Below are 22,273 nucleotides of genomic sequence, written 5' to 3'. Positions count from 1 at the left end.
CGACGACATCATCCTCAACACGCGCGACTGGTATGACGAGAACGGTATCCGCCTGTACGCGGGCGACCCGGTTGCGGCAATCGATCGCAAACGCCGCGTCGTGCGCTCGCAAAGCGGCATCGAGGTGCGCTACGACCGGCTGCTGATCGCGACCGGCTCCAAGCCGTTCCTGATTCCGGTGCCGGGTCACCAGTTGCCGGGTGTGATCGCGTTTCGCGACATTCAGGATGTCGAAGCGATGCTCGCCGCGGCGCGCAGCCACCGTCACGCGGTGATTATCGGCGGCGGCCTCCTCGGGCTCGAGGCGGCCAACGGGCTGATGCGCCAGGGTATGTCGGTCACGGTTGTGCACGACACCGACAGCCTGATGGACCGCCAGCTAGACAGGAGCGCGTCGGCTCTGCTTCTGCAGACGCTGGAGCGCAAGGGTCTGCGCTTCCTGCTGAAGGCGCGCACCGCCGAAATCGTCGGACCGGAGCGTGTCACCGCCGTGCGTTTCGAGGACGGTACGGAGATTCCCGCCGACCTGGTCGTCATGGCAGCGGGGGTGCGCCCGAATATCGAACTCGCCAGGCAGTCGGGCCTGCACTGCGAGCGGGCCATCGTGGTCGACGATACTTTGCAGACCTACGATCCGCGTGTGTACGCGGTCGGCGAATGCGTGCAGCACCGCACGGCGACCTTCGGCCTCGTGGCGCCGATCTGGGACCAGGCGCGTGTCTGTGGCGCACATCTGGCCGGGGCGGGTCACCGCCGTTACGTGCAGCGCGCGACGGCGACCAAGCTCAAAGTCACCGGCGTCGATCTGTATTCGGCCGGCGACTTCATGGGTGGCCCTGATAGTGAAGACCTGGTGCTGCGCGATCCGCGGCGCGGCGTCTACAAGCGTCTTGTGCTCGAAGACAGCCGGGTGGTCGGCGCGGTCCTGTATGGCGATGTCAAGGACGGCGCGTGGTACTTCCAGCTGATCCAGGAGCAGACCGATATTTCCGCGCTGCGCAGCCAGTTGCTGTTCGGCAAGGCCCTATGCGAGGCTCAGGCCGCCTGAACCGGAATTCAATGTGAGTGCCCCCATCATTCTCACTCGCGCGCCTGACGGCAGTCAGGACGGCGTGCGGACCACGTGTCCCTATTGCGGCGTTGGCTGCGGTGTACGCGCGACGCCGCGCCCACACGGCCAGCCCGACATTGCCGGCGACGAACACCATCCGGCCAACGCGGGCCGCCTGTGCGTGAAAGGCTCGGCGCTCGGCGAAACAGTCGGACTCGATGGACGCCTGCTGCATCCGAAACGGCGCGAACCGGGCAGTGCCGCATTGCGCGATGTGTCGTGGAGCGAGGCGCTCGACACGGTTGCCGGCGGCTTTCGGCGGATCATCAATCAGCATGGCCCGGAGGCGGTCGCGCTCTACGTGTCGGGACAACTGCTGACCGAGGACTACTACGTCGCCAACAAGCTGATGAAGGGCTATGTCGGCAGCGCGAATATCGACACCAATTCGCGCCTGTGCATGTCGTCATCGGTAGCGGGGCATAAGCGCGCGTTCGGCGAAGACCTGGTGCCGGTGTGCTACGAAGACCTCGAAATCGCCGATCTGGTCGTGCTGGTCGGATCGAACACCGCATGGTGCCATCCGATCCTGTTCCAGCGGATCGTCAAGATCAAGGAAACGCGGCCGGAGATGAAGGTGGTCGTGATCGACCCGCGCTACACCGCAACCTGCGAGATGGCCGACCTGCACCTGCCGCTGAAGGCGGGCACGGACGTTCGCCTGTTCAACGGGCTGCTCAGTTTTCTCGCGGAACACGACACGACCGATGCAGGGTTTGTCGACGCGCATACGACCGGCTATGCACAGGCGCTCGATGCCGCGTCAACCGGCGCGGCGAGCGGCTTCGACCTCGCGCAGTGCGCGAAGGCGTGCAAGGTCGACCCGCACGATCTGCTCGAATTCTATCGGCTGTTCGCACGCACCGAGCGGGTCGTGACGGTGTACTCCCAGGGCGTGAACCAGTCGACCTCCGGCACCGACAAGGTCAACAGCATCATCAATTGCCATCTGCTGACGGGGCGCATCGGCAAGCCGGGCATGGGGCCGTTCTCGTTTACCGGTCAACCGAACGCGATGGGCGGGCGCGAAGTGGGCGGCCTTGCGAACATGCTGGCAGCCCATCTGGAGCTCGACAATCCGCGCCATCGCGAACTCGTGCAGACTTTCTGGGGCTCGCCCGCCGTCGCCGAACGGCCGGGACTCAAAGCGGTCGAGCTGTTCGAGGCGATCGAAGCAGGCCGGATCAAGGCCGTCTGGATCATGGGCACGAACCCTGTCGTGAGCCTGCCGGACGGGAACCAGGCGAAGCGCGCGCTCGCGCACTGCGAACTCGTCGTCAGCTCGGACATTGTTGAAAACACGGACACCAATGCGTTTGCCCACGTCCTGTTGCCCGCGCTCGGCTGGGGCGAGAAAGACGGCACCGTCACCAATTCGGAACGCAGGATCTCGCGCCAGCGCGCGTTCCTGCCGGCACCGGGCGAATCGCGTGCCGACTGGCGGATCATCTGCGAGGTTGCGCAGCGCATGGGGTATGCCGGTTTCGATTTTTCGGCTCCGCATGAGATCTTCGACGAGCATGCGCGGCTGAGTGCGCATCGTAACGACGCGGGCAACGATCACATCGAGGATCACGTGCCGCGCGTGTTCAATCTGGGAGGACTCGTCGGCCTCGGCCGCGAGCGCTACGATGCGCTGCAGCCAATTCAGTGGCCGGTGCAGGCGGGCAACGGTGCCGAGCAGCGCGGTACCGCGCGTCTCTTCGGCGATCGCCGCTATGCCCACGCGGACGGCAAGGCGCGATTCGTCGCGACGCCACCGCGCGCACCGGTCCACGCGCCGGACGACGAGTATCCGCTCACGCTCAATACCGGCCGGGTGCGCGACCAATGGCACACGATGACCCGCACCGGCAAGTCGGAGAAGCTCGCCGGCCACGTGACGGAACCATTCGTCGATTTGCATCCGCAGGACGCGCTGTTGTGCGGCGTGCGGGAAGGTGAACTCGCGCGCGTGTCGAGCCGTTGGGGCGCCATGGTCGCGCGGGTGCAGCATGGCGGCGGCATGTCGCGTGGCAATGTGTTCGTGCCGATTCACTGGAACGATCAGGTGGCGTCCGACGCGCGCATCGGCGCAGTGGTGAATCCCGAGGTCGATCCGGTTTCCGGAGAGCCCGAATTCAAGCATACGCCCGTGCGCGTCGACAGGTTCGACGTCGCGTGGCACGGTTTCTCGTTGAGCCGTCACGCTCCGGAGCTGGACGGCATGACCTACTGGACGCGTGTCCACGGCGCGCAGTTCGTGCGCTACGAACTCGCAGGGCGCAAACCGCTTGCCGATCACGGCAACTGGGCGCAGGCGCTGTTCGGTATCGACGATCCGCACGCCGACTGGCTCGAGTACGAGGACAGGACGGCGGGCGTTTATCGCGCGGTGCATCTGGTCGACGAGCGAATCGAGAGTTGCATCTTCGTATCGGCGCGCCCCGAGTCGCCCTTGCCGTCGCGTACGTGGCTCGCGGGCCTGTTCGCGAAGGACAGGCTCGACGAGGAGGATCGTGCCGGCCTGCTGATCGGACAGCCGATTGGCAAGGGTGTCGATACCGGGCCCACGGTCTGCTCGTGTTTCGGTGTGGGGCGCAATACGATCTGCACGGCGATCCGCGAGCAAGGGCTCAAGACAGCTGCGGAAATCACCGCGTGCCTGAAGGCCGGTGGCAACTGCGGGTCATGCGTGCCGGAGTTGAAGAAGCTGCTGGTCGACACCGAACTGGAAAGATTGAGCACGGCTTGAAGGAGACTGACGTTTCATGATGAAGAGACTCAAAACCATGTTGGCCGTGATCAAACCCGGCGATACCTGCTTCGCTCGCCATGACGATGGCAACCTCACGCCGTCGGGTTCGGAAGGTATCGGAGGGGGACATCTGCGACATACGGCGAACCTTCGCGCCTCACATCTGAGCGATCGAGGACGGCATGACCGTGCGTTGCGCCACACCCGCAGGTCTGGGAAAGGCGTGGGGCTGGCGCAGCTTGGCACGCCACGTTCGCATCGCCATTGATTGCGTTGAAGGGAAGCGCTATCGAGACGCCGCGCTGTGCGGCTAACGCCGCAATTCCGACATGATCTTTTCGGCGAGAAAGTCGCAAGGCGGCCGTTTCGATTTGGCGCTCCGCGCAAGTATGACCTCCAGCGCGGCGATTTCGGGCAAGCCCTGCGCGTGACCGAGCAGGCTCAGGTGAGCGGGAACTGCACACTGCGCCAGCGGCGCCACCGCGAGCCCCGCTTCGACCATGCTGAGAAGGCCCAGCAGGCTCGGGCTCTCGTACGAGGTCCGGTAGGGGAGCTTGGCCCGTTCAAGACTGCGGATCGCGTTTTCCCGGGCGACGCTGCCCGGCAGGAAGACTGCAATGGGCAGTGGCCGCTCGCGCCAGATGTCATGTGCGTCGGGCGCCGCGGTCCAGACCATCGGCTCGTGCCGGATGAACTCGCCAGACAGACCCTTCACACGTGTCCCGCAGACCAGGTCGACCGAGCCGTCCTTCACCATGGGCGCGAGCGCCACGCTCGGTAGTCCGACGACCTGAATCTCGACCTTCGGGTAGGTCGCGGAGAATTTCTTGAGGATCGACGGCAGCAGTGACGACGCGTAGTCGTCGGGCACGCCGATCACCACCCGGCCAGTCACGTCGGGACGGACCACCGCCGCCCACGCTTCCTCGCGCAGCGCTAGCATGCGCCGCGCGTACGTCAGCAGAACCTCGCCATCTTGCGTCGGGATGACGCTTCTCGGCTTGCGCACGAACAGCGGCTTGCCGAGTGCGGTTTCGAGCGTCTTGATCTGCATGCTCACCGCCGATTGCGTGCGATGCACGACCTCAGCCGCGCGGCTGATGTTCCCCGTGTCCGCCACGGCCACGATCATGGCCAGAACGTCCAGATCCAGTGCCTTCATTGGTATCAGATAAATTGATCGATACCATCAATATTACGCGATTTTCTTAGATTGTTGCGTCGTGCATAGTGCTGGAAAGGAGCCCATGCATGAACGCCCGAACCGACCCTTCACTACTTGCCGCCCCGGAACTGTGCTTCGCGACCGTGCCTTCCGGCATCAGCGTGCCGTATGTGATCAGCGGTTCCGGCGAGCCGCTGGTGTTCGTGCACGGATCGCTTTGCGATTACCGCTATTGGAACAGTCAAACCGAGTTTCTCTCGAAGCATTTCCTCTGCGTTTCTGTGAGCCTCAGCCACTATTGGCCGGCTGGCGATGCCGTTATTCAAAGCGAATTCGGCTGGAAAACGCATGTGGCGGAACTCGCTGAGTTCATTGCCGCGATGAATCTCGGACCGGTTCATCTGGTGGGGCACTCGCGCGGAGGGTGCGTGGCATTCCATGTGGCGCGCGAGTATCCGCGGCTCGTGAAAACGCTGACGCTCGCCGATCCGGGCGGCCCGCTGCAAATCGACGGGATGCCGGAAGCGTCCCTGCCACCCGCAACCAATGTGCTTCGCACCAAAGTTGCCGACCTGATCGAGAACGGTGCGATCGACGCCGGACTGGAGCTTTTTGTCGACTCGGTGAGCATGCCCGGCTTCTGGCGCAAGAGTCCCGCCAGTTTCCGCACCATGGCGATCGACAACGCCGCCACGCTGCCCAAGCAGTTTCGCGACCCCTTGCCGGCGTACTCGCGTGACGCGGCACGCGACGTGAAGTGCAGGACGTTGCTGATCGAAGGGGAAAAGAGTCCCCGCATGTTTCGCAACAACGTCGAAAAACTGGCGGACTGGGTCGACTACGCGGACAAGCAAACCATTGCGGGCGCATCGCATGGGATGAACGTCGCGAAGCCGGGGGTATTCAACCGGCTGGTCCAGGCCTTCGTGAGCGCGTGATCGAACGGGGTGCCGGGCAATCCGGACACCCTCGGCAACTTCCGCAACCTTCCGAAAGTAGAGCAGCCATGGATCATTTCCTGCGCGCCAGCCTTGCGCGCGAGTTGCACGCGCGGCCGTTTCTGCGGATTGGCGGATCGGTGGCGCTCACTCACTTTGCCATTTATTCCGACGGCGACCCTTCCATTCACGAGGTGCTGCTTCGGTCCCTATGCAAAGAGACCCACCTCGAGACTCCCGCCGACGGAACGACGCACTACTCGGCACACTGGAACGAGGAAACGCAGTTGAAGTGGGAGCGGCACACGGAATTCTCCACCTTCACGTTTGTGGCGCAACGTCACGACGCGGACTACTTTTCCGATCTGCCGTCGGCACACGTTCCATCCGAATGGTTTCGCGGTTTTGCAGGCAAGCGGTTCGTGGCGATCCGCATGGAACTCGTATCGGGCGACGCAACCGCGGCGGCGCGCCAGAACGTGCGGCAGTGGATTGACGGCCCGATTCTGGTGGGCAGCGAGGTGCTGGGCGGCGGACAGGTTTACTGCGACTGGACCATCCGGCCCGACGGTTTCTCGCGATTTCTCGTGATCGACGACGACTTTCGGGAAGAGCAGGGCGGACGTCTGCTGCAGCGCCTCTACGAGATCGAGACGTACAGGATGATGGCCTTGCTGGCGCTGCCGGTCGCCCGCGAACTGGGCAGAAGTCTCGACGATTTGCAGGCGGCGCTTCAACCGTTAATGCACAGCATGGACACGAGTCAGGGGCGCCGCAACGACGCGGAACTGCTGGTGCGCCTCACGCATCTCGCCGTGCGCATCGAGTCGCTAGCGGGGGCGAGCGGGCGCTTCAGCGCGTCGCGTGCTTATGAAAAGCTCGTGCTTGCGCGCATTCATGAATTGCGCGAAGAGCGCATCGAAGGAATGCCGACGATTGCCGAATTCATGGAGCGGCGCTTCGCTCCCGCGATGGAAACGTGCAAGACCGTCTGGGCTCGCCACGAACAATTTGCCGGACGGGTGGCGCGAGCCGTCGATCTGCTGCGCACGCGCGTCAATCTCGCGCAGGAAGAGGACACGACCCGGCTGCTGGAAGGCATGAATCAGACGGCGCGAAATCAGTTGCGGCTGCAACACGCGGTCGAGGGGCTTTCGGTTGCAGCCATCTCGTACTATGTGCTCTCGCTGACGTCGGCCGGGCTCAAGGCTCTTCATACGCTGCATTTTCCGCTTGATCCGGAACTGGCCGAAGGACTCCTGATCGTCCCGGTCGTGTTGCTGGTCATGCTCACCATCCGGCGTAGCAAAGGAAGTCACGCAGGGCGCGCAGCGGATTGGCTGAGATCCCGGACATCCGCGAGACCGAATTCCGAGATTTGCGACTGAGTCGCTTTCCTGTCGGGCGGAGTCGAGAAAAAGCGTAGAAAAATCAAAAGACTAGTCGCGCGTATTCGCGCGCTCGCCTGGTATGGGCCTTGCATAGTTGCTGCCTGCCGACGGCTTCCTGTCGAGATTGGAAAGCCGTGTCTGGCATGACATCGACGCGATCACGACGTCGCACTCACGGAGACTATGCAATGACTTCATCGGGCACCTCGTCTGGTACCTCGTCCGGAACACGAGCCTTGGCGTTCGAACTGCCGGTTGTCAAACCATGACGACGCACATCGGCACCCGGCACTTCCTGATCAAAGGCAGGACCGTCAGCGGCAAGACATTCCGGCCGGGCGACTGGGCCGAACGGCTGACGGGCGTCATCACGCTGTTCGTCGGCGAGCGCCGGCCAGGCATTCATATCGCCTGCACGCGGTTGGCCATGCCAGTCGTTCAGGCGGAACTCAAGTGCCTGCTCGTTGCCAGCGAGCTTCAACTGGTTTGCCCGGCGGCGTTCGAGTTCGTTGCGCGGTTCGCTCAGGACAATGATCTGCCGATGGAAGTTGACGGCATGCCAGAGCGTGACGGGCCCGGCACCGCCGTTCAGAGTGCTTTCCCCCTGGCTGAAATCTCAGCCATCCCAGCCGCCGGATTCTGAGGTTTGAGCCGGCAGCCCGTCACCCTGCGACCCGTGCCAAATAAAACGTAACATTATCAAGCACATAGCGACGCAAAAAATATCTGCGAGCTGGCCCGGTTCTTGCGTTTATCAGCCGGCAAGCGACTTCCCCGGACTGCCAGGCGCGCGTCCGGAGCCCGTCTTGAAGCGGACAAACGATCCGCTGCACGGTCAGCCGGCGAGGTCATACAAATCAATCAGCTAGAAAGCCGTCACGCGTCACTTCGCTGCGTGAGCGGCCCATGAACAGTCAGGAGACACACGTGCACAGCACATCTCACACCTCACAGCCGGCACCGGCGCAACGCACTGAAGCCCACACCCGTTTCTGGCCCGAAGGCTGGTGGAAATTGATGGAGTTCAGGATCGGCATCATCCCGTTGCCAATCTATGTTGTGCTGCTGGTGTTGATCATCGGCTTCGTGATCTCGGGCAAGGTGCCGGGCGAGATCTCGATGGCGATCGCCGTGCTCGCCTTCTTCGGCTTTACGTGTGCGGAACTCGGCAAGCGCCTGCCGCTCGTCCGCAATATCGGTGCGGCTGCGATCTTTGCAACGTTCATTCCGTCAGCGCTGGCCTATTACCATCTCCTGCCGAAGCCAATACTGACGCTGACGATGGACTTCACGAAGTCAACCAACTTCCTGTACCTGTTCATCGCATCGATTATTGTCGGCAGCATTCTCAGCATGGATCGCCGTGTGCTGATCCAGGGCTTCCTGAAGATTTTCGTTCCGCTCGCGGTCGGCTCGGTGGCCGCCGCGATCGTCGGCACCGCCGTCGGCACCGCGCTCGGACTCGGCGCGCACCATACGTTCTTCTTCATCGTTGCGCCGATCATGGCGGGCGGCGTCGGGGAAGGGGCTATTCCTCTCTCGATTGGCTACTCGGAAATTCTTCATCTGCCGCAAGGCGAGCTGTTTGCACAAGTGCTGCCGCCGGTCATGCTGGGCAGCCTCACGGCGATCGTTCTGTCCGGTGCGCTCGACATGCTCGGCAAACGCTTGCCGCACCTCACCGGACAGGGCCGTCTGCAAGTGGGCGAGCAGGATGAGTTGGCGCCGATGCGCGATGAGATCACCGGACACGTCGACGTGACCCATATCGCGGCCGCGGGGATCACGGCCATTACGCTCTATCTGCTGGGTTTGATGTGTCGCGATCTGTTCGGCCTGCCGGCGCCTGTTGCGATGCTGTTCATCGCCGTGTTGGTCAAACTTGCGCGGGCGGTATCACCGCCGTTGCAGGAGGGCGCCTTTGTCGTCTACAAGTTCTTCTCGACCGCGGTGACCTACCCGCTGCTGTTCGCGATCGGCGTGGCGATGACGCCCTGGGACAAACTGATGGCGGCGTTTACCTTCGCGAATATCGTCACCATCGTGGCAACGGTGGTGACGCTAATGGGCAGCGGCTTTGCCGTGGCGTTCCTGCTGAAGATGCACCCCATCGATACGGCGATCGTGAACGCATGCCATAGCGGCCAGGGCGGAACCGGCGACGTCGCGATCCTGACCGCGGCGAACCGGATGCAACTGATGCCGTTCGCGCAGATCGCCACGCGTATTGGCGGCGCGATCATCGTCACCGGGACGCTGATCGTCCTTGCGCACTTCAGGTGACATGCCGACGGGAGCTGGGCGTTGAACGGCAGCCGCCGCGAGCGGGCTGTACGCCGGATGGGCGATTTGCGAGAATTGGCCGGCGTCAGTTGCCTGTGAGGTTTCAATGAGGTCGTTCGTGCACGCGAGAGTGTGCGGTGTTCCGTTGTGGGGATGGCTCGCCGCGGCGGTGCTATACGCTGGCCTCGCCACGGTGGCCATGGAGTTCGCGTGGCAACGCTCGGTGAGCGCCATTGCGGCGGTGGGCGGTTACCGTCTCGATCTCTACGCTGCAAGCCTGAAAAGCGAACTGGGCCGTTACGAAATGGTGCCCAGCATCGTCGTGCGGCAGGACAGCGTCCATGCGCTGTTGCGTGAGCGAACCGGCGCGCAGCCGACGCTTCTGCACGCTGTCGATACTTATCTGGCCGCGGTCAACCGCGAAGCGGGAAGCGTCGCGGTGTACCTGATCGAGCCGGATGGCACCGTGATCGCGGCGAGCAACTGGGATCAGACGCTGAGCTTTGTCGGCACTAACGTCTCGTATCGGCCGTACTTCAAGGACGCGCTCGCCAATGGCTCGGGGCGATTCTTCGGCATCGGTACCAATACCGGCGAGCCGGGTCTTTATTATGCGAGCGCGGTGCGCGAGCCGAACGGGGCCATCGGGGCGGCGGCGGTCAAGATCAGCGTCGATGCGCTCGAATCCGCATGGAGGGTGCCGGCCGAAGCCGCGATGGTGGTCGACGCCAACGGCGTGGTTGTCATCTCCACGGTTCCGGCGTGGAAATTCATGGCGGTCAGACCCATTACGCCGGATCGTCAGACACAGATTCAGGCGTCGAGGCAATACGCGGGCCGGGCGGTCGAGCCACTGCCCTATCAGCGGCTTGGCGACTGGGACACGACCGGCTGGTTTGCGCAATTTCCCGATTGGACCCATCCGGGCCGCTATAAGCGCTTTCTTGCGCTGTCGAAACCGGCGCCGCAAGCGGGCGATTCGATCGTCGTGCTGCTCGACGTCGCACCCGCGCGGCACCAGCAATATCTTGCACTTGCGTTCGTCACAGGGCTGTTCCTGATCGCCGGCCTCTATGGCCTGTATGCGATCCAGCATCGTCGCGCGATTGCCGAGAAGCTGAAGGCACAGGATGCCTTGCGCGGCGCCAACGAGCGTCTGGAAGTCACCGTGCGGCAGCGCACAGCAGAACTGACCAGTGCCAACGCGAGGATGAGCCAGGAAATCGCCGAGCGCATACGGGCCGAGCAGTCGCTGCGCGATTCGCAACAGGAACTCGTGCATGCGGGCAAGCTGGCGGTGCTGGGGCAGATGGCCGCGGGGTTGACGCATGAATTGAATCAGCCGCTCGTCGCCATCAGGACACTGTCCGATAACGCCCGCACGTTTTTCGAGCGCAATCAGCCGGCCCCGGCAATCGCCAATCTCGAACGTATTTCGCGTCTGGTCGACGGCATGGCGCTGCTCACCGGCGAGCTGAAGACGTTCGCGCGCAGGCCGGGCGTCGAACGGGTGCCCGTGTCGCTGAATGAGGCGGTGAACCACGCAGTCCTGCTGGTCGAGTCACGAATTCGCGACGAACGGGTGCGACTCGACCTGCACGTAGCGGCGGGAACGACGGTGTATGCGGAGCCGAGTCAGTTGCAGCAGGTGATCGTCAATCTCCTTGGCAATGCGCTCGATGCTGTCGCACCTGAAGCGCAGCGTACGATTGCCATTGATGCGCACGAGCCGGACGAGCACGGTCGCGTGCTTTTCACCGTCACCGATAGTGGCGCGGGCATTGCGCCCGAGGTACTGGCTCATCTCTTCGAGCCGTTTGTCACGACAAAGCCGCGGGGGCGGGGACTCGGGCTGGGTCTGGCGATTACGTCGCGTCTTGTCGAGGGGTTTGGCGCGCGCATCTCGGCTGCGAACCTTCCCGAAGGTGGGGCGCAATTCAGGATCGATTTTGTAGCGGCAACCGTGCAGGGGACGGCTAATGGGTAATGAGGGTGATGAGATTCGTGTCGTAGTGGTCGAGGACGACGAGAACGTGCGGCTCGGCGTCGAGCAGGCTGTTGCGTTGGCGGGTTATGCGGTTCAGGCCTATGAATCGGCGGGTTCGGCGTTGATCGAGGTTGAGCCGGGCGCGCCGGTGGTGATCGTGTCCGATGTGCGGATGCCGGGAATCGACGGGCTGCAATTGCTCGAACGCGTGATGGAGGTCGACGCGCAGATTCCCGTGGTGTTGATCAGCGGCCATGCGGACATCTCGACAGCCGTGGGCGCGATGCGCCGCGGCGCTTACGACTTCATAGAAAAGCCGTTTTCATCGGAACACATTGTGAGCCGGGTGGCCCGCGCCGTCGAAAAACGGCGTCTGACGCTCGAAGTGCAGGGGCTGCGCGATGCCCTGCGCAACTGGCATGGCATCGAGGCGATGGTGCTGGGCAAGTCGCCCGCAATCGCCGAGGTTCGCAAGAAGATCTTGCGGCTCGCGGATACGTCAGTATCGGTGCTTGTCACGGGCGAGACGGGAACCGGCAAGGAGCTGATCGCGCGTGGGCTGCATGATTTTGGCCAGCGGCGCGACCATCATTTTGTCGCGCTCAATTGCGGCGGGCTGCCCGAGCAGCTGTTTGAGAGCGAACTCTTCGGTCATGAAGCCGGCGCCTTTACGGGGGCGCTCAAGAGCCGGGTCGGCAAGATCGAATGGGCTCACGGCGGCACGCTCTTTCTCGACGAAATCGAAACCATGCCGGTTGCGCTGCAGATCAAACTGCTGCGCGTGCTGCAGGAGCGCCACATTGAACGGCTGGGCGCCAATGAGTCGATTCCGGTGGACTGCCGGATCGTCGCCGCGTCCAAGGCGGATCTTGCACAACTTGCGAAAGAAGGGCGTTTTCGCGAAGACTTCCTCTATCGGTTGAACGTCGCGCAGATCGACTTGCCGCCGTTGCGCGAGCGCCGCGAAGATATTCCGTTGCTATTCGAGCACTTCGTGCTCGCAGCGGCCCGGCGCTTTGGGCAATCCCCGCCGACCCTCTCCGCGTCGCAGGTGTCCGAATTGATGGCGCATCAATGGCCGGGCAACGTGCGCGAACTGCAGAACGTCGCGGACCGTTTCGTGCTGGGGCTCGTTGGCGACTCGCTGCTGTCTGATGCGAATCCGGCGGCGAGGTCCGGCACACTGGCTGAACAGACCGCACACTTCGAACGCGTATTGATCGAAGAAATGCTGCAACGCCATCATGGCAATGTCGGCGCGGCCAGTGCCGCGTTGGGTATGCCGCGCAAGACGCTTTACCACAAGATTCGCCAGTTCAGGATTCCGACCCGGGAACCGCAGGGCGAATCAGAGTGACTTGGCGAACTTATCAAGTAGAAGCCGGCCCGCGCGGTACCCGGCATCGCGGGCCTCGTCTTCGCTATGAAACGTTTCCGCGAATTCCTGAAACCGTTCGCTCTGGCCGGCAATGTGTGCGTTTGCCCCGTGGCGGCAAACGTAGCCGATGAAGTGGAAGAGCGTGCCGGGCGCCGGTGGACCATAGGCTACGACCGGGAGTACCCAGATTTCATAGCCGTCGTGCTCGATCTTGTCCCACATGGCCGCCTCCGTCCGGTAGTGTGGAAATCCTAGCACGCAATCGCGGCCCGCGAGTCAGATCGACTTCACTTCACCGCCGTCCATCCGCAGCGTCGAACCCGTCATCCAGCGCGCCTCGGGCGAGACGATGAACGCCATCAACGCCGCGATCTCCTCGGGCGTGCCGTAGCGTGCAATACCCGCCTCGACCGGAAACTGTGCCGTCGCCTCCTCGACGGTCATGTTGTGCAGCGGTGCCCAATGTTCCAGGTACGAGCGCCGCCGGTCCGTCATCACGGGTCCCGGCAGCACGCTGTTGACCTGCACGCCGTCGGCAATGCCGCGATCCGAGAAGGCTTTCGCGAGCGCGACGATCGCCGCGTTGATCGTGCCGACCGCGGCATAGGGCGCTTTGGGAAACAGCGCCGAATTGCCCGACATCAGCACGACCGCCCCCGAGCTGGCCTTCAGCGCCGGCCATGCCGCGATCGTCAGGCGCCGCGCACCGTGAAGCTTGAGTGCGAGGCCGCGGTCCCATTGCTCGTCGGTCATCTCCAGCAGGTCGATCTGCGGCACGGCGCCCGCAATGTTGAGCAAGGCGTCGATCCGTCCGAACGCGGCAAGCGTCTGGTCGACGACTTGCTGGGCCGCACCGGCTTCCGCGAGGTCGGCGTCGATCACAAGCGACGCCGCGCCGGCCTTCTTCACCTCGATGGCGGTCTCTTCGAGGTTGGCGCGGTTACGCGCAACCAGCACGATCGAGTCGAAATCCCGCGCCAGTCTGATGGCGGTCGAACGCCCGATACCCTGGCTTGCGCCCGTGACGATGGCGACTTTGCTGGACATGTTGCTTCTCCTGATTGCGTGGATCAAGTGCGATGAAATACTTTGGATACCTTAGCGAATGAGGAAGTCCGCAATGGCTGCGGCAATTTCGGTCGCGTGCGTCTCCAGTGCGAAGTGGCCGGTATCGAAGAACCGCACCACGGCACCCGGGATGTCGCGTTTGAACGCCTCGGCGCCCGGGGGCAGGAAGAACGGATCGTTTTTGCCCCACACGGCAAGGAAAGGCGGTTGATGGGTACGGAAGTACTGCTGAAACACGGGATACAGCGCCACGTTGCTTTGATAGTCGCGAAACAGGTCCAACTGCACCTCGTCAGCGCCAGGCCGGCTCAGATAGAACTCGTCGAGCGAGTAGCCGTCAGGCGAGACGGAGGCCGTATCGGGCACGCCATGCGTGTACTGCCAGAAGGTCGTCTCGTGCGTGAGCAGTGCACGAAGCGCTTCACGATTCGCGGGCGAAGCCTCTTTCCAATAGGCACGGATCGGATTCCAGCCGTCGCTCAATCCTTCTTCGTAGGCATTGCCGTTCTGCGAAATGATCGCGGTGATGCGTTCGGGATGACTGACTGCAAGCCGGAAACCGGTGGGTGCGCCATAGTCGAATACGTAGATCGCGTAGCGATCGAAACCGATCACCTCGGTGAACCGCTCGATAACCTTCGCGATGTTGTCGAACGTGTACGTAAAACTACCGCGCTCAGGCATGTCCGACTGGCCGAATCCGGGCAGATCCGGCGCGACGATACGGAAACGGTCGGCAAGCTTCGGAATCAGGTCCCGAAACATATGGCTCGAGCTTGGAAAGCCGTGTAGGAGCAGCAGCTTTGGGGCACCTGCGCGGCCGGCCTCACGATAGAACACCTTGAAACCGTCGACGTCGGCATGGCGATAGGCAATAGAACTCATGATCTCTCTCCAAAGGAACGGGAATAAGCGAGTGACGAAAGGCGCTGGGCGATGGTCGGCATCACGGGCCGCACCCAACTGGCGTCCAACTCACCGATAACTCGCGGATAAGCTCAACGAGCGGAAACCGACTCGACCGCTTCGACGATGACGTGCGTCACCGCATCGGCAGCCGTCACGACCGGCGTGTGATCGGTCTGATACGAACGCACGCGCGCGTTCATGCGGCGTGCCATGTCATGCTGGTTGGCGGGGTTGATCATCCGGTCCTGTTCGGCGACGAGAAACCAGCTCGGCCGTTCCTTCCACAGAGGACGCCCGACCGCTTCACTGATGCATGACACCGAAATCGGTCGCTGCACCGCAGCGAGCACCGCCACCTCCTGCGGCGTTGCATCCTGTGCAAAGGCCTGCGCGAAGGCCTCTTGCGGCAGCCATATCCACCCGTGCCGATCCGGCGCGAGTTGAGGCGACTGTGGATGCGTTTCGCCGCGGTAGAACACGTCGCTCACCGTTTCTCCTTCGTCGGGCGCGAGCGCGGCGACATAGACCAGTGCCGCGATATTGCCGGCGCGGGTCGATCCGATCACGGCGCCTGCGTACGCGTGTCCGGCCAGCACCACCGGACCTTCGATCCGTTCGAGCACCCGGTCTAACGCCGCTACGTCGTCGCGCAACGACTTGAGCGGCAGCGGCGCCGCGATTGCATTGATCCCTTGTTCCTTCAGGCGATCGATCACCTTGCCCCAGCTCGATCCGTCCGCCCATGCGCCGTGTACCAGTACCGCGCTTACGTTGCCAAACGACATGTCCCGCTCCTTTGAAGATGGTGGATGCTGCGTGCGGCAGCTCTCGTTGCATCTATGTAACCTATTTGATTGTGTTTTAAAGGTTACTAATGTGGCGTGTAACTTGTCAAGTGCATTTTTAGTGGTTACGATGCAGTCATCGTCACCGCACATCCGTCATAAGAAAATGGACTACCACCAGATTCCCGCCCTATTTGTCGCCGACGCACCGGGCCTCGATTTCCTGAACTCGGTTGCCACCCCGGTGGATGAGGAAGTCGACTGGATCAGCGACGGAGAAGGGCTGCTGGCCTGGCTCGAGCAGGCCAGCATGGTGCCGCGTGCGGCGCTCGCGGCGTTGCGGGCGCAGTCTGCGCCGGCTGAGTTCGACGCCGTTGCGGCGCAGGCTCGCGCGCTGCGCGAGTGGTTCAGGAAGTTTGTGCGGAGCAGGAAGGGGCGGCCGCTGTCCGCCAAGGATTTGCGCGAGCTCTCTGCGCTGAATCAACTGCTGGAGCGGGACGAGCGATACGGTGAGATCGTTGCCGATGCCACGGGCGGTGGGGCGGCCTTTGAATTGCAGTCGAACCGGCGATGGAAGTCGCCGGAGTCATTGCTGATGCCTATCGCCGATGCGTTGGCGAGACTGGTGTGCGAGCAGGATTTCACTCACGTGAAGGCATGTGAAGGCGTTCGATGCACGTTGATGTTTGCCGATCACACGCGGGGGCACGCGCGCCGTTGGTGCAGCATGGCGGCGTGCGGCAATCGCGCGAAGGTTGCGGCTCACCGGAAGCGGCTCAAGGAGCAGGTGCAGGAACAGGAGGAGGAGCGCGGCTGATGTGACGTCGTTGCAGATGCGCGCAAGGGGCGTCTACGGGTTTTCGTGGACTTAATCGATGTCGATGCCTGTGTCGCCGAACCGTCGTAGGAGTATGGTCAACTTCTCGAGTGAAAAGGCGAGTACATCATGGCTACCGGAACCGTCCATCTGCACCGCATCCTGCGCGCGACTCCCGAACGCATCTATCGGGCGTTTCTTGAACCCGATGCGATCGCGAAGTGGCTGCCGCCTTATGGGTTCACCTGTCAGGTCCACCACATGGATGCCCGTGTCGGCGGCACCTACAAGATGTCCTTCCGTAACTTCGGCACGGGCAACGGCCACTCGTTCGGCGGCGAGTATATCGAGTTGGTGCCGTTCGAGAAGATCCGCTACGCCGACCGATTCGACGATCCGAACCTGCCCGGCCAGATGCAGGCAACGATTTCGTTACGGCAGGTTTCCTGCGGGACCGAACTGACCGTCTTGCAGGAGGGGATTCCTGAGGTCATCCCCGTGGAGATGTGCTACCTCGGCTGGCAGGAGTCGCTGGTTCAGTTGGCGAAGTTGGTCGAGCCTCAGATTCCGGACTGATGGCGCAGGCGTAGCAGCGTCAATAGTGCGGCCAGAACCGGGGAGACCTGTGTGCGGGAAGGGTAATAGAGGAAGAACCCGGGGAAAGCCGGCGTCCAGTCCTTCAGTACTCTGACCAGCTGACCCGATTCGAGGAAGGGCGCCGCCTCGTGCTCCAATACGTAGGCGACGCCGAGCCCCTCCGCCGCGGCGTGAAGCATCGGATCGGGTTGGTTGAATGTTAGTGGTCCAGATAGTTTTAACTTCAAACGGCGGCCATCGTTTTCAAATTCCCATGCGTATAGCGTGTTTGCGGTGAGCATCCGGTAGTTAATGCAACGGTGTGCGTGAAGGTCTTCCGGTATCCGCGGGGCGGGGTGTTGCGCAAAGTACGCGGGCGAAGCGACTACCGCCATTCGGAGTTCCGGTCCCACCCGGAGTGCGACCATGTCCTGCTGTAATTTTTCGCCTAATCGAATGCCGGCATCAAAACCATCGGACACGATGTCCCGGAACCCGTAGTCGATGATGACCTCGATCGTGGCATCCGGATGTGCCGCGCAGAAGTCCGCGAGCACCGGTCTTATCACCGCCTCATAGGCCTGCCGGGTCGCCGTAATACGTAGCGTGCCCAATACGCGATCGCGCTCCCGGCCAAGCTTGCTCAACGTATCGTGGATTGCCGTCAATGCGGGATCCAGCGTGAGCAATAACTTTTCTCCCGCTTCAGTCGGCGCGACGCTGCGGCTGGTTCGCCGCAGTAATGCCAGGCCTAGCAGGCCGTTGAAATACCTCATGCAGCGGTCATCCATAACGAAGGCGTAAACGTTGAACTGATGTCATCAATGAGAGCGAGATGGAACGGATGCGTGGGCCAGATGGTTTTACCGAGTCAATGTTCACGGTGCTGAAGCTGGACGATTTTGTGCCGAAGGACCATCCGTTGCGTCCGATTCGCGCGTGGCTCAATGACGCGCTTAAACGCATGGACGACGTTTTCGCGCGGATGTACGAGGCTGACACGAAAGGAGGTCGGCCGAGTATCGCGCCGGAGAAACTGGTGCGAGCTCTTTTGCTGCAGGTGCTGTACTCGATTCGTAGCGAGCGTATGCTGGTGGAACAGATTTCCTACAACATGCTGTTCCGCTGGTTCGTCGGCCTGCCGATGGACGGGACCGTGTGGGACCACTCGACGTTCAGCAAGAACCGCGACCGGTTGCTCGAACACGATGTGGTGTTGTTGCTCTTCAACGAGACAGTCGAGACCGCGCGCGAGCGTGGACATCTTTCTGGGGAGCACTTTAGCGTCGACGGTACATTGATTCAGGCATGGGCCGGGCATAAGAGCTTTGTGCCGAAGGCAAGTCCAGACGAAGAGGACACACCTCCTGAGGACCCGCCCGCGCCGAATGACAACTGGCACGGACAGAAGCGCAGTAACGAGACGCACCAATCCACGACGGACGAGCAGGCACGCCTGTTTCGCAAGAGCAAAGGCACGGGTGCGACGCTCTGTTATATGGGCCATGTGCTGACCGACAACCGGCACGGACTGGTGGTCAACGCGCAGGTAACACTGGCGACGGGCACCGCCGAGCGCGATGCCGCAGAACAGATGCTTGCCGATGCCGCAAATATAGCGCCGCACGCCATCACGGTCGGCGCGGACAAGAACTACGACACCGCCGGCTTCGTAGCCAGCTGTCGAGCGAATCGAATCACGCCACATGTAGCGCAAAACGATGGCCGCGCCGGTGGCTCAGCGATTGACGGTCGGACTACGCGCTGGCCAGGCTATGCCGTCAGCCAGCAAAAGCGCAAGCGCATTGAACAGGTATTTGGCTGGGCCAAGACAGTCGGACGGATTCGACAAGCGGTGTATCGAGGACTTGAACGTGTAGACCAGCTCTTCGTGCTGACGCAGGTCGGCTACAACCTGACGCGTATGCGCACACTTGCCGGTTGAGGGGCAGGAAGCAATGGATAACACCGATATGGTGACCCCGCGAACAACGTCGTTTGCCCGCAAACGAGTTACGCGTTTCGAAAACTCGAAACCGGCATCCGTCGTAATGCATCTGAGCGCATCAACGACGGATATTTCAACGGCCTGCTAGACGTTGCTCGAGCCTTTTGATGGTGTAGCTCAGCATTGAATTCGATACACCGAGTTCCGCTGCCGCGCGCGTAAAGCTCCGTGTGCGCGCCACGATGGCGAAGGCCGATAGATCATCGAGGCTTGTGTTCGGTATCGTTCGATCGGATTGCATGGCTCGTTCGAATTATCCTGGATGATTGCAAGATTAATCGTCTCTACCATGACGTCAAGGTGCTGCTCTGGACAGTGGATGGCACCTGGCGCCGCCTGCTGGTCGAGCAGCGGTCTGTTTGCTAGATGAAAGGTATAGACATGATCAGAAAGAACGCGGTCTGGCTTATCACCGGGTGCTCGAAGGGTCTAGGCCGAGCACTTGCTCAACAGGCTCTCGAGTCGGGTTATCGCGTCGTTTTGAGTGCCCGGGACGTGTCCACTTTGGAGGACATTGTCACGGCACATGGCGACGCCGCCGCTGCGGTGGAGGTCGATGTCACCCGGCCAGATCAGGTGACGGCGGCGGTTGCCGCGGCTGAAGCGCGGTTTGGAGGCGTCGATGTGCTTGTGAACAATGCGGGGTACGGCTATCTCGCGGCGATCGAGGAAGGCGAGGATGCGGACGTAAAGGCTATGTTCGACGCTAATGTGTTTGGCACCTGGCACATGATCAAGGCGGTGCTGCCGGGGATGCGCAAGCGTAAGCGAGGGCATGTCGTCAATATCAGTTCGGTTGGTGGACTGACGACTTTTCCGGCCGTTGGGTTCTATCACATGACGAAGTTCGCGGTGGAGGGGCTGTCCGAAACGCTGGCCAAGGAGATTGCTCCGTTTGGCCTCGGCGTGACGGTGGTTGAGCCAGGGGCTTTTCGGACGGATTTTCGCGGGGCTTCGTTGAAGCAGTCGAACGTGCGTCTTCCGGTTTACGCCGATACGGCCGGTAAAGCGCGCGACAGCGTATTTGCAGCGCATGGCAAACAGCAGGGTGATCCGGTGCTGGGCAGCAAAGCGATCATCACCGCGGTGGAGTCGGATCGGCCGCCGCTGCATCTGGTTATCGGTGGAGATGCGCTTGATCTGATTCGGAAGAAGATTGGGGATTTACAGCGTGATCTCGATGAGTGGGAGGAGATAACCAGGAGCACGAACTTTGTGGACCCGAGGACGGTTTGAAGCGTGGGGAGGCCGCGCTTAGTAGGCTATTGGTATGCGTGGGGAATGCAGCCATGACCACGTTCGCTGGCTTGCGGAACGTCAATGTCGCGTCAAACAACCACAGACGTGAGCGGCCTCCCCATTTCGAATGCACGCACCTCGTAGCCAAGTTCTGTGTACAGATCGACTGCATGCTCATTAAAGGCCCAGACCGCTAACCTTATGTCGGTGGCGCCCTTTTCCCGAGCCCAGTCTTCCGCGAGATTCATCAACGCTTTCCCGACGCCGTGCCCACGCAGCCCATCTGCGACAGCAATGGAGCATATGCGACCGACGACCAGCGGCTGCAGCAACGGACTGATTGGGTTCACCACCTGGACAGCAATAAACCCTACCGCTGTGCCGTCTTGCTCCGCAAGAAATGTGGCACGGTCATCTGCCTGCAGAAACGGCTCCCAGTGAGATTTGTCACGCTCGAATTCCGTCGTTGCGTCGACATAGATGTCTGGACGTGCCTGGTGGTGAACGGAGTTCAGAATTTGTCCTAGTTCGCAGACCTTCAAAGTGTCGTCGAGCGTTGCACGTCTATAGCGTACTGGTTCGATCATTTTCGGCTCATCACAATGGGGAGATAAATAGGCGCGGGAAGATCCAATTCCACGAGCAACTAGCGAGAGATGCCAGGTGTGGACTGTCATACAAGTCGGTGGCGTCGGCGCGGATCACGCGCGTGAGTCGGATAGCACTCATGGTTCTCCATCGGATAAATTCATGCGGGTACTGATTGTCGCTGATCTGACGGAGAAGGATCAACGATCTGGTTTGGCCGCACGTAGCGGCACATAGCCGGTCATCGCCGGGCTTGAATGGCAAACGTTCAATCCGGGTCCAGCTGAATTCGTTGAGAACCATTGGCAAGAATCGCTGAAGCCACCCGCACAGTCCTCTCGACGACCTCCTGTGCCGTCGGGATATCTTGAACCAGTCCGACGCATTCGCCCGCAATGACGGCGGCGATGTCGAAGTCCCCCGCGGCACGCGCGTTGGCATATTTCCCCGACTCCTCGTCGAGGTGACGGAGAAGCTCAACCTCCCGGCCATACCAGCGATCCAGATGCGCATTCCGAAGGCAGCGGCCGGTGAACGGAGCGGGCCAAACGTTGCGGCGAGAAATGTCGAATACGATGCTTCGCAAGGTTTCATCCCCGTTTGCCGTTTGAATCCTCGCCTTCGCAGCATCTTTTCCGGCGGCCTCCTGCGTTGCATAGAACCGGGTACCCATCAGCACGCCTGACGCGCCAAGGGATAGGGCGGCCGCGAGTCCCCGCCCATCAGCGATGCCGCCTGCCGCGACCACGGGAATCGTCGCGTCGAGCGCATCGACGATTTCCGGCACAAGGGAAAACAGGCCGCGTGAGGCGCCATGACCACCGCCCTCCGTGCCTTGCGCAACGAGGATATCCGCCCCGCACGCGAGTGCTTCCTTGGCGCTGGCCAATGATTGAACCTGACAGATAAGAATGGAGCCGGCTTTTTTAATCTTTTCCGAAAATGGCGCGGGGTCGCCGAAGGAGAGCATGACCGCCGCAGGCTTGCGCTCCAGAACAAGATCAAGCAGATGCGGATTTTTTGCCAGGCTCCAGGTGATGAAGCCGACTCCGAAGCGAGTCCCGGTCGGCTGTAATAAATCCAGTTCCCGGCGCAGCCACGCCTCATCGCCATAGCCGCCGCCCAGAATCCCCAACCCCCCGGCAGCGCTGACCGCCTCAGTTAGGCGAGCGTCGGCGACTAGATCCATTGGCGCCAGCAGAATGGGATGACGAATTCCCAGCAGGCTTGTTACGGCGGTGGCGATTGACATATGGCACCCCATATCGATGAGGAGAACATCTTTTCAATGGT

The 22,273-nt window shown here is 61.9% G+C and carries 22 protein-coding genes; 13 read left to right on the top strand and 9 right to left on the bottom strand.

All coding sequences use genetic code 11. The annotated features are described in order from the left end of the window. The 3 genes from A6V37_RS25370 to A6V37_RS40955 form a co-directional block, all read left to right on the top strand. The coding region (locus tag A6V37_RS25370) for an NAD(P)/FAD-dependent oxidoreductase (protein WP_075643558.1) at nucleotides 1-1,048 on the top strand (1,048 nt) is incomplete at its 5' end. Nucleotides 1,049-1,061: 13 nt separating this feature from the next. Continuing rightward, on the top strand, nucleotides 1,062-3,845 hold the full coding sequence (locus tag A6V37_RS25365; protein ID WP_064286440.1) for a nitrate reductase: 2,784 nt from the start codon (nucleotides 1,062-1,064) through the stop codon (nucleotides 3,843-3,845). Nucleotides 3,846-3,861: 16 nt separating this feature from the next. Then, nucleotides 3,862-4,116, top strand: a complete 255-nt coding sequence (locus A6V37_RS40955) for a hypothetical protein (protein ID WP_131799896.1) — start codon at nucleotides 3,862-3,864, stop codon at nucleotides 4,114-4,116. A gap of 42 nt (nucleotides 4,117-4,158) precedes the next feature. On the opposite strand, the gene A6V37_RS25360 is transcribed toward A6V37_RS40955, so the two are convergent. After that, complete coding sequence (locus tag A6V37_RS25360; RefSeq protein ID WP_207547644.1) at nucleotides 4,159-5,010, bottom strand: LysR substrate-binding domain-containing protein; 852 nt, start codon at nucleotides 5,008-5,010, stop codon at nucleotides 4,159-4,161. Between the two features lie 89 nt (nucleotides 5,011-5,099). On the opposite strand from A6V37_RS25360, the gene A6V37_RS25355 reads away from it, so the two are divergent. The 6 genes from A6V37_RS25355 to A6V37_RS25330 all read left to right on the top strand — a co-directional run bounded on the left by A6V37_RS25355 (nucleotide 5,100) and on the right by A6V37_RS25330 (nucleotide 12,969). Beyond that, on the top strand, nucleotides 5,100-5,951 hold the full coding sequence (locus tag A6V37_RS25355; RefSeq protein ID WP_064269441.1) for an alpha/beta fold hydrolase: 852 nt from the start codon (nucleotides 5,100-5,102) through the stop codon (nucleotides 5,949-5,951). A 68-nt stretch (nucleotides 5,952-6,019) separates the two neighbouring features. Beyond that, nucleotides 6,020-7,339 (top strand): DUF3422 family protein, encoded by a 1,320-nt coding sequence (locus tag A6V37_RS25350; protein ID WP_064269440.1) that lies wholly within the window; start codon nucleotides 6,020-6,022, stop codon nucleotides 7,337-7,339. A 268-nt stretch (nucleotides 7,340-7,607) separates the two neighbouring features. After that, nucleotides 7,608-7,985, top strand: a complete 378-nt coding sequence (locus tag A6V37_RS25345; protein WP_064269439.1) for a DUF3579 domain-containing protein — start codon at nucleotides 7,608-7,610, stop codon at nucleotides 7,983-7,985. Between the two features lie 263 nt (nucleotides 7,986-8,248). Continuing rightward, nucleotides 8,249-9,625 (top strand): 2-hydroxycarboxylate transporter family protein, encoded by a 1,377-nt coding sequence (locus A6V37_RS25340; protein ID WP_064269438.1) that lies wholly within the window; start codon nucleotides 8,249-8,251, stop codon nucleotides 9,623-9,625. A 106-nt stretch (nucleotides 9,626-9,731) separates the two neighbouring features. Further along, entirely contained in the window at nucleotides 9,732-11,612 is a 1,881-nt protein-coding gene (locus tag A6V37_RS25335) for a sensor histidine kinase (protein ID WP_064269437.1), read from the top strand. Beyond that, nucleotides 11,605-12,969: a sigma-54-dependent transcriptional regulator gene (locus A6V37_RS25330; protein ID WP_064269436.1), complete on the top strand. Its 1,365-nt coding sequence runs from the start codon at nucleotides 11,605-11,607 to the stop codon at nucleotides 12,967-12,969. Before A6V37_RS25335 ends, A6V37_RS25330 begins: the two co-directional genes overlap by 8 nt. Here A6V37_RS25330 and A6V37_RS25325 read toward each other — a convergent pair. The 4 genes from A6V37_RS25325 to A6V37_RS25310 form a co-directional block, all read right to left on the bottom strand. Next, a complete protein-coding gene (locus tag A6V37_RS25325) occupies nucleotides 12,961-13,212 on the bottom strand; it encodes a hypothetical protein (protein ID WP_064269435.1) in 252 nt (83 codons plus the stop codon). The genes A6V37_RS25330 and A6V37_RS25325 overlap by 9 nt on opposite strands. A 54-nt stretch (nucleotides 13,213-13,266) precedes the next feature. Next, nucleotides 13,267-14,037, bottom strand: coding sequence for an SDR family oxidoreductase (locus A6V37_RS25320; protein ID WP_064269434.1), 771 nt, complete (start codon nucleotides 14,035-14,037; stop codon nucleotides 13,267-13,269). Nucleotides 14,038-14,088: 51 nt separating this feature from the next. Continuing rightward, nucleotides 14,089-14,943, bottom strand: a complete 855-nt coding sequence (locus A6V37_RS25315; protein WP_064269433.1) for an alpha/beta fold hydrolase — start codon at nucleotides 14,941-14,943, stop codon at nucleotides 14,089-14,091. Nucleotides 14,944-15,056: 113 nt separating this feature from the next. Beyond that, a complete protein-coding gene (locus A6V37_RS25310; protein WP_064286439.1) occupies nucleotides 15,057-15,752 on the bottom strand; it encodes an alpha/beta fold hydrolase in 696 nt (231 codons plus the stop codon). 166 nt (nucleotides 15,753-15,918) lie between these two features. Between A6V37_RS25310 and A6V37_RS25305 the strand changes: the two genes are divergently transcribed. Next, complete coding sequence (locus A6V37_RS25305) at nucleotides 15,919-16,569, top strand: CGNR zinc finger domain-containing protein (RefSeq protein WP_064269431.1); 651 nt, start codon at nucleotides 15,919-15,921, stop codon at nucleotides 16,567-16,569. Nucleotides 16,570-16,698: 129 nt separating this feature from the next. Beyond that, nucleotides 16,699-17,145: an SRPBCC family protein gene (locus tag A6V37_RS25300; protein WP_064269430.1), complete on the top strand. Its 447-nt coding sequence runs from the start codon at nucleotides 16,699-16,701 to the stop codon at nucleotides 17,143-17,145. Here the strand turns inward: A6V37_RS25300 and A6V37_RS25295 are convergent. Next, the gene (locus A6V37_RS25295; protein ID WP_207547643.1) at nucleotides 17,130-17,921 is read right to left on the bottom strand and encodes a LysR substrate-binding domain-containing protein; all 792 of its coding nucleotides are present in this window, start codon (nucleotides 17,919-17,921) and stop codon (nucleotides 17,130-17,132) included. The genes A6V37_RS25300 and A6V37_RS25295 overlap by 16 nt on opposite strands. A 68-nt stretch (nucleotides 17,922-17,989) precedes the next feature. Between A6V37_RS25295 and A6V37_RS25290 the strand changes: the two genes are divergently transcribed. Beyond that, a complete protein-coding gene (locus A6V37_RS25290; protein ID WP_064269448.1) occupies nucleotides 17,990-19,090 on the top strand; it encodes an IS5 family transposase in 1,101 nt (366 codons plus the stop codon). Between the two features lie 136 nt (nucleotides 19,091-19,226). On the opposite strand, the gene A6V37_RS39470 is transcribed toward A6V37_RS25290, so the two are convergent. After that, a complete protein-coding gene (locus A6V37_RS39470) occupies nucleotides 19,227-19,394 on the bottom strand; it encodes a helix-turn-helix domain-containing protein (protein WP_082902761.1) in 168 nt (55 codons plus the stop codon). 140 nt (nucleotides 19,395-19,534) lie between these two features. Between A6V37_RS39470 and A6V37_RS25285 the strand changes: the two genes are divergently transcribed. Beyond that, nucleotides 19,535-20,389 (top strand): oxidoreductase, encoded by an 855-nt coding sequence (locus A6V37_RS25285; protein ID WP_064269447.1) that lies wholly within the window; start codon nucleotides 19,535-19,537, stop codon nucleotides 20,387-20,389. Between the two features lie 92 nt (nucleotides 20,390-20,481). Here A6V37_RS25285 and A6V37_RS25280 read toward each other — a convergent pair whose 3' ends face one another. Further along, complete coding sequence (locus tag A6V37_RS25280; protein ID WP_064269428.1) at nucleotides 20,482-20,979, bottom strand: GNAT family N-acetyltransferase; 498 nt, start codon at nucleotides 20,977-20,979, stop codon at nucleotides 20,482-20,484. Nucleotides 20,980-21,248: 269 nt separating this feature from the next. Beyond that, nucleotides 21,249-22,232, bottom strand: coding sequence for an NAD(P)H-dependent flavin oxidoreductase (locus A6V37_RS25275; protein ID WP_064269427.1), 984 nt, complete (start codon nucleotides 22,230-22,232; stop codon nucleotides 21,249-21,251). Nucleotides 22,233-22,273: the final 41 nt, after the last annotated feature.

Origin of the sequence: Paraburkholderia ginsengiterrae (assembly GCF_001645125.1) — a bacterium.
Lineage (GTDB): Bacteria > Pseudomonadota > Gammaproteobacteria > Burkholderiales > Burkholderiaceae > Paraburkholderia > Paraburkholderia ginsengiterrae.
This window is presented reverse-complemented; position numbering and strand designations above follow the sequence as displayed.